Raw genomic sequence first — 566 nt, forward strand, 5'->3', positions numbered from 1 at the left:
CATAAATGCCGAGAGTCGGGTTCGAACCGACACGGTTATCACTAACCGCAGGATTTTAAGTCCTGTGCGTCTACCAGTTTCGCCATCCCGGCATAAATGAAAAGCGGAAGACGAGATTCGAACTCGCGACCCCCACCATGGCAAGGTGATGTTCTACCACTGAACTACTTCCGCATTAAATATTCAATTGTACTGCCGACTAGAGGATTCGAACCTCCGACCTCCTCATTACTAGTGAGATGCTCTGCCAGCTGAGCTAAGTCGGCGAAAATATAAAAATATACTGCTGATGCGGGTGAAGGGACTCGAACCCCCACGGTATAAACCACTAGAACCTAAATCTAGCGCGTCTGCCAGTTCCGCCACACCCGCAGACATTATGGAACTAATGGAAATGAGCCGTGACAGGCTCGAACTGTCGACCCTCTGATTAAAAGTCAGATGCTCTACCAACTGAGCTAACGGCTCATGCTGGACCTATTCAGATCCTGGATCCATGCGCTGGATCCGATGGAGGATACAGGGCTCGAACCTGTGACCCTCTGCTTGTAAGGCAGACGCTCTCC

5 tRNA genes are annotated in these 566 nt (G+C 50.5%); all 5 read right to left on the minus strand.

The features are described from left to right. Positions 1-6 precede the first annotated feature (6 nt). Positions 7-92, minus strand: a tRNA-Leu gene (locus FD01_RS12775). A gap of 10 nt (positions 93-102) precedes the next feature. Next, positions 103-174, minus strand: a tRNA-Gly gene (locus tag FD01_RS12780). A 19-nt stretch (positions 175-193) separates the two neighbouring features. Continuing rightward, positions 194-266, minus strand: a tRNA-Thr gene (locus FD01_RS12785). A gap of 24 nt (positions 267-290) precedes the next feature. Beyond that, positions 291-372 (minus strand) — tRNA-Leu (locus FD01_RS12790). Between the two features lie 23 nt (positions 373-395). Continuing rightward, a tRNA-Lys gene (locus tag FD01_RS12795) sits at positions 396-468 on the minus strand. Positions 469-566: the final 98 nt, after the last annotated feature.

Source organism: Lacticaseibacillus manihotivorans DSM 13343 = JCM 12514 (assembly GCF_001435035.1).
In the GTDB taxonomy this organism is placed as follows: domain Bacteria; phylum Bacillota; class Bacilli; order Lactobacillales; family Lactobacillaceae; genus Lacticaseibacillus; species Lacticaseibacillus manihotivorans.